The organism is Gemmiger sp. An50, assembly GCF_002161595.1.
Taxonomy (GTDB): Bacteria; Bacillota; Clostridia; order Oscillospirales; family Ruminococcaceae; genus Allofournierella.
On the sequence record NZ_NFID01000011.1, the window covers coordinates 114,421 to 121,056 of the forward strand.

General features: G+C 64.0%; 4 protein-coding genes. All 4 read right to left on the bottom strand.

Annotated features, from left to right (window positions below; translation table 11 throughout):
• Positions 1-21: 21 nt before the first annotated feature.
• The 4 genes from B5G03_RS11005 to mgtA (B5G03_RS11020) all read right to left on the bottom strand — a co-directional run bounded on the left by B5G03_RS11005 (position 22) and on the right by mgtA (B5G03_RS11020) (position 6,420).
• Positions 22-207 carry a hypothetical protein gene (locus tag B5G03_RS11005; protein ID WP_140401679.1) on the bottom strand — a complete coding sequence of 62 codons (186 nt, stop codon included), beginning with the start codon at positions 205-207 and terminating at the stop codon, positions 22-24.
• 25 nt (positions 208-232) lie between these two features.
• On the bottom strand, positions 233-2,995 hold the full coding sequence (gene mgtA / locus B5G03_RS11010) for a magnesium-translocating P-type ATPase (protein ID WP_087181755.1): 2,763 nt from the start codon (positions 2,993-2,995) through the stop codon (positions 233-235).
• A 258-nt stretch (positions 2,996-3,253) separates the two neighbouring features.
• Positions 3,254-3,751: a winged helix-turn-helix domain-containing protein gene (locus tag B5G03_RS11015; RefSeq protein WP_087181747.1), complete on the bottom strand. Its 498-nt coding sequence runs from the start codon at positions 3,749-3,751 to the stop codon at positions 3,254-3,256.
• 17 nt (positions 3,752-3,768) lie between these two features.
• Complete coding sequence (gene mgtA / locus B5G03_RS11020) at positions 3,769-6,420, bottom strand: magnesium-translocating P-type ATPase (protein WP_343286899.1); 2,652 nt, start codon at positions 6,418-6,420, stop codon at positions 3,769-3,771.
• Positions 6,421-6,636: the final 216 nt, after the last annotated feature.

Here is a 6,636-nt window from a genome sequence, read left to right on the forward strand (position 1 = left end):
CCTCGGGGCGGGCGGTTTTATTTACACGGTTTCCTTTTGCTCGGGCCGGGGTGCGGCGGGTTTCATGCCCCAGAACACCACGTTCATGGTGATCACGATCAGTGCCACGGCGGCCAGCGCCGCCCAGAAGCCCAGATCCAGCCCCCAGAGGGTTGTGGTGCCGAACAGCCGCGTCCAGACGGCGGCCCAGTTCATGGTCAGGGTCATGGTAATCGCTCCTTTCAGCATAACATCAAAGCAGTTCTCCGTAGTGGCGCACATAGGCCTTTTTCAGGCTGGTGGCCAGCGCCATATACAGCAGGATGCAGGGGATCAGGAAGGCAAAGTACAGCGGCGGCAGGGCCACGAAGCCCAGCAGGGTTCCCAGCGGGGTGAAGGGAATGATGGTGAGCGCGGTGATGCCCGCCAGAGTGACCAGGGTGAGCGGAGCAGAAGCCCGGCTCTGGAGGAAAGGCAGCTTGGGGGTGCGGATCATATGGATGACCAGAGTCTGGCTCCACATGGATTCCACGAACCAGCCCGCCTGGAACATGCCCAGATAGGCCGCCTGCATCCCGGCCAGCTGGGGGCCGCTGAAATGATTGGTCAGGTCGTTGTACAGCACTCCGCCGGAGACAAACAGCGGGCAGAAGACGAAGTACATGAAGATATAGGTGAGGAAGTCGAAGATGGAGCTGGTGGGCCCGATCCAGAGCATGAAGCTGCCCACGCTGGAGGCATCCCACTTGCGGGGGCGGGCGATGAACTCCTCGTCCACATTGTCCCAGGGGATGGCGGTGCAGGAGAGATCATAGATCAGGTTCAGCACGATCAGCTGCACGCTCATCATGGGCAGGAACGGCAGCAGCGCACTGGCCGCCAGCACCGAGAACATGTTGCCGAAGTTGGAGGAGGCAGTCATCTTGATGTACTTGATCATGTTGGCGTAGGTCTTGCGGCCCTCGATGATGCCCTGCTCCAGCACCATGAGGTCCTTTTCCAGCAGGATCACATCCGCCGATTCCTTGGCCACATCCACGGCGGTGTCCACCGAGATGCCGATGTCGGCGGCCTTCATGGCGGCCGCGTCGTTGATGCCGTCGCCCATGAAGCCCACAGTGTGACCGTTCGAGCGCAGCGCCGCCACCACCCGGGCCTTCTGGTCCGGGGTGAGCTTGGCGAACACGTCGGTGGATTCCGCCGCCCGGGCCAGCTCCGCATCGCTCATGCGGGCCACATCCGCGCCCAGCAGCATATTCCGAACTTTAAGCCCCACCTGGCGGCAGATGGTGCGGGTGACCTTTTCGTTGTCGCCGGTGAGGATCTTGGCGGTGACGCCGTGGTCCTTCAGTGCCCGGAGGGCGGCGGCGGTGGATTCCTTGGGCGGGTCCAAAAAGGCCAGATAACCCATCAGCACCATGTCCTGCTCGTCCTTTACCCCGAAGGCCCCCGCCGGGGCGGGGCTGCTCTTCTGGGCGATGGCCAGCACCCGGAAGCCCTTGTCGTTCATCTCGTCCACCGCCTGCAAAATGCGGCGGCGCAGCTCCTCGGTCAGGGGCTGGACCGTGCCGTCGCACTCGGCGTGGCTGCAGATCGCCAGCATCTCCTCCACCGCGCCCTTGGTCACCATCTGGGTCTTGCCGGTCTTATCCTGCACCACGGTGGTCAGGCGGCGGCGGGCAAAGTCGAAGGGAATTTCGTCCACCTTCACATAATGCTCGGACAGGTCCAGCAGCCGGGGGTCGGCAGCCTCCTGCTCCTCGGTCTTGCGGATGATCGCCAGGTCCATCAGGTTTTTGTAGCCGGTCTGGAAATAGCTGTTCAGATAGGCGTGGCGCAGCACCCGGGTGTCCTCTTCCCCGTTCAGGTTCCGGTGGTATTCCAGCACCACCTGATCCTGAGTGAGGGTGCCGGTCTTGTCAGTGCAGAGCACGTCGATGGCGCCGAAGTTCTGGATGGAATTCAGGTTTTTGACGATGGTCTTTTTCTTGCTCATGGACACCGCGCCCTTGGCCAGGCAGGTGGTCACGATCATGGGCAGCATCTCGGGGGTAAGACCCACCGCGATGGAGATGCCGAAGAGGAAGGCATCCAGCCAGTCGCCCTTGGTCAGCCCGTTGATGAAGAAGACCAGCGGCACCATCACCAGCATGAAGCGGATCAGCACCCAGGACACCGCGTTCACCCCACGGGTGAAGCTGGTCTCCACCGCCTCGCCCGCCACCGCGCTGGCCATGGAGCCGAACAGGGTATTGTCGCCCACGCAGACCGCCACCGCCGTGGCGCTGCCCGAGACCACGCTGCTGCCCATGAAGGCGATGTTGGTGTGGTCGGTGATGGTCTCCTTCGGCTCGCTCACCGCGGCGGTCTTTTCCACCGGCTCGCTCTCGCCGGTGAGGCTGGCCTGGCTGAGGAATAAATCCTTGGCCTCCAGAATGCGCAGGTCGGCGGGGATCATGTCCCCGGCCGAGAGATGCACGATGTCGCCCACCACCAGCTCGTCCAGCGGGATCTCGGCCAGCTCCTGCTCCCGCCGGGTGACGGTGCAGGTGGTGGTGATCATGGCCAGCAGCTTTTCCGCCGCGTTGCCGCTGCGGGACTCCTGCACAAAGCGCAGGGTTCCGGAGATCAGCACCATGGTGAGGATGATGACCACGGTCAGGCAGTCGAAGTCCTCGGGGGTGCCGCCGAACAGCGAGCACAGCGGGAAGACCATGTCGGTCATGATGGACACCAGCGCAAGGCAGCACAGAATGGCGGTGAAGGGGTTGATGAAGGCCCCGGCCAGCCGCTTTGCCAGCGACTGCCGCTTTTCATGGGTGACCCGGTTCGCGCCGTAGCGGGCGCGGCTGCGGGCCACCGCCTGCTCGTTCAGGCCCCGCAGGGTGGTGTTCAGCTCCTGCAGCACATCCGGGATGGGGCAGGCCGCCGCGTCCTGGATGCGGCGGTCCACCTCCTGGCGGATGCGTGCTTTTTCGGCAGCCTGCCGGGCCGCCGCGTTTTTCTTGTTGTTGATCATTGCTCATTCCTCCTTGCCGTTCAAAACAAAGCGGTCAGAGCACGGGGCGCGGCGCGTTCGGACCCGCCGCCCGGGATGCTCTGTACCTTCGGGGATTGCCGTCGGAATCCATACCGCCGCCTCCTTTCGTTGTTTGGGATACGGCCCCTCGGCCGCTGATTCCATCATACAAAAATCGCAAGGAAGATCCCATGGGCAAACCCTTGCGATTTCCTTGCGATTGCGTAAGAATTATTCAATTTGTTGTTCTGCGTCTCAGAGCCGGTCGCTGAACTTGTAGCCGACGCCCCAGATGGTGAGGATGTACTCCGGCGCGTCCGGGTTGGGCTCGATCTTTTTGCGCAGCTTGCGGATGAAGGCCATGATGTTGCTGTCGTCCAGCAGGTAGTCGTCCTCCCACACCGCCTGATAGATCTGCTCCTTGGTGAACACCTCGCCCCGGTTGCGGGCCAGAAAATACAGGATGTCGAACTCCTTGGGGGTGAGGGCGATCTCCTGCCCGTCCCGCACAACCTGCCGCAGCCGCTGGTCGATGGAGAGCGCGCCGCAGTGCATCACCCCCTCCGGCACAGCGGCCGGGGTGCCCTCGGCCAGCTCCAGCATCAGGCTGTCGGCCCGGCCGCTCATCAGCTCCTCAATGCCCTCCAGCAGCTCCCGGGCGGCGGGGGTATCGGGGGCGTTCAGCCGCAGCTTCTCCCGCAGCCAGTCCGCCAGGGAGAGATCCAGCGCGGCGAACCCGATGTTCTTTTTCACAGCGGCCCCCTCCTTTCTCAGATCAGCTCACGGTATTTTTTCCGGTAAAGCCCCTTGGCCAGGCTCACCAGCAAGAGGTACAGCGCCACCATAACCGCCAGAAAAGCAAAATACACCGGCGGCAGGGCGGTCAGGCCGATCAGCCGCCCCAGCGGCGTGAAAGTCAGGCCGGTGAACAGCACGATGCCCAGCCCGGTGACCAGCATCACCGGCCGGGAGGGCCTGCTCTGCAAAAACGGCGCCTTCGCGGTGCGCAGCAGGTGCAGGATCAGCACCTGGGTCCACATGGATTCCAGGAACCAGCCGGTCTGGAACAGGGCGATGAACCGCAGCCGCTGGGCCTCCTCCGCCAGCTGGAAAAACCCGCCCCCGCACACCGCCGGGCAGAGCACGAAGAAGAGCCAGGCGAAGGTGAGCAGGTCGAAAATCGAGCTCAACGGCCCGAAGAACCGCATGAACCGGCCCAGCGTGCGGCCGGACCATTCCAGCGGCCGGGCGCAGGCCTCCGGGTCCACCTGGTCCCAGGGCAGGGCCAGGCAGAGCAGGTCATACAACAGATTCAAAAGCAGCAGCTGCACCGCCGTCATGGGGAAGAAAGGCAGCAGCACGCTGGCGATCACGATGGAAACGATGTTGCCGAAGTTGGACGAGGCGGTGATGCGGATGTATTTGGACAGGTTGCAGAAGGCCCTGCGGCCCTCCAGAATGCCCTCGCCCAGCACGTTCAGGTCCTTTTTCAAGAGGATCACGTCCGCGCCCTCCTTCACCGCCTGGGCCGCCGTGTCCACCGAGATGCCCACATCGGATTCCAATATGGCGGGCAGGTCGTTCATGCCGTCGCCCAGAAAGCCCACCGTATGACCGTTGGCCCGCAGCACCGCCACCACCCGCGCCTTCTGCTTGGGCGAAAGCTCGGCGAACACCGACGTGCGCTCGATGCACATGGTCGCGTCATTCTCGTTCAGGGCCTCCAGCTCGGGGCCGGTGAGCACCCGGTCCGCGTCGATGCCCAGCCGCTTGCAGATGGACACCGCCACGCTTTTCTGGTCGCCGGTGAGCACCCGCACCCCCACATGCAGCTCCCGCAGCCGGGCCACCGCAGCCGCGGCGGTCTTTTTGGGGGCATCGAAAAAGGCAAGATAGCCCAGCAGGGTCAACTCCTGCACATCCTCCGGGCGGGCGGTGCGGCCCTCCATCGGCTTGCAGGCCACCGCCAGCACCTTCATGCCGTCCTCCAGCATCTCGTCCGCCACCACATGCACGCTGGCGGCGGCGTCCGGCCCCATGGGCAGCCGCCGGCCCTTGTATTCCACATGGCTGCACCGGCGGCAAACCTCGTCCAGACTGCCCTTCACGATGAGCAGATTTTCTTTTCCGCCCACCAGCACGCCCGCCAGACGCCGCTCGTAATCAAAGGGCAGCTCGTCCAGCTTGGGGCAGCGGCGGGCCAGGCCCTCGAACCGCTCCTGCTGGCCGGGCATTTCCCGGCAGCGAAGGATGGCGTCGTCCAGATGGTTCTGCACCCCGGTGTGGTACAGGCTGTTCAGATAGGCCAGCTCCAGCACCCGGCCGCTCTCGTTGCCCAGCACGTCCATGTAATATTCCAGCGCCACCACATCGCCGGTGAGAGTGCCGGTCTTGTCCACACAGAGCAGGTCCATGCTGCCGAAGCCCTGCATGGCGTTGATGGTCTTGACCACCGTCTGCTTTTTGCCCATGGCCGCGCAGCCCTTGGCCAGACAGGCGTTCACCACCATGGGCAGCAGCTCCGGGGTGAGCCCCACCGCCACCGACAAAGCAAACAGAAAGGCCGACAGCCAGTTGCCCTTGGTCAGCCCGCAGGCGGCAAACACCACCGGGATCAGCACCGCCATAAAGCGGATCAGCACCCAGGCGATGGAATTCGCGCCCCGGTCAAAGCCATTTTTCCGCTCCGCGCCCACGGCGGAAAAGCCGCCGTAGACCGTATCCGCTCCCACCGCCAGCACGATGCCCTCGCCAAAACCGCCCATCACGGTGGAGCCCAGAAAGGCCACGTTCTCGTAATCGGCGGCGGTCTTTGCGGAGCCGGGGCGCAGGGTGACGGCCCGCTTTTCCAGCACGCCGCTCTCGCCGGTGATCACCGACTGGGAGACGAACAGGTCTTTCGCTTCGATAAGGCGGATGTCCGCGGGCACCCGGTCCCCGGCGGCCAGCCGCACCCGGTCGCCCACCACCAGCTCGGTGGAGCAAAGCTCGGTCCACCGGCCCGCCCGCAGCACCCGCACCCGGGTGGCGATCATGCCGGTGAGGTGGTCCGCCACCCGCTTGGCCCGCAGCTCCTGCACAAAGCGCACCGCCCCGCTGATGAGCAGCATGCCCAGCACGATGAACACGGTGGTCAGGTTCCGGCTGAAGTTGGAGGCCAGCAGCACATCGGTGACAAAGGAGATGGCGGCCAGCACCAGCAATATCACGGAAAAGGGGGTCACAAAGGCCCGCCGCAGCCGGTAGAGCACCGTGTCCGCCCGGCGGCCCGCCACCACGTTGGCGCCCCAGCGGCGGCGGCTGTCCTCCACCTGCCAGGGGTCGTAGCCCTCGCTTGTGATCTGAAAATCGCGCCGGAGCGCCTGGGGCTCGGCACAGGCATATTCCGAAATGCGCCGGTGGATGGCCCGGTCCTCTTTCACGCGCGTCACCTCCCTGGGGTTTCTCCTTTTTATCATACCATAAAACTGGAGTTTCCGCCCGCCGTCAAATCTTGCTTTTCCCTTGTTTCGCGCCTACAATCATAACCCCACGTTGAACGTGGGGTTTGCAGAACGGCCCTATAAGGGCCATTATTCCAGCAGCACCTAAAGGTGCGTAATGAGCAACGCCAACCGCACTTGGCGTTGCTTTTTTAC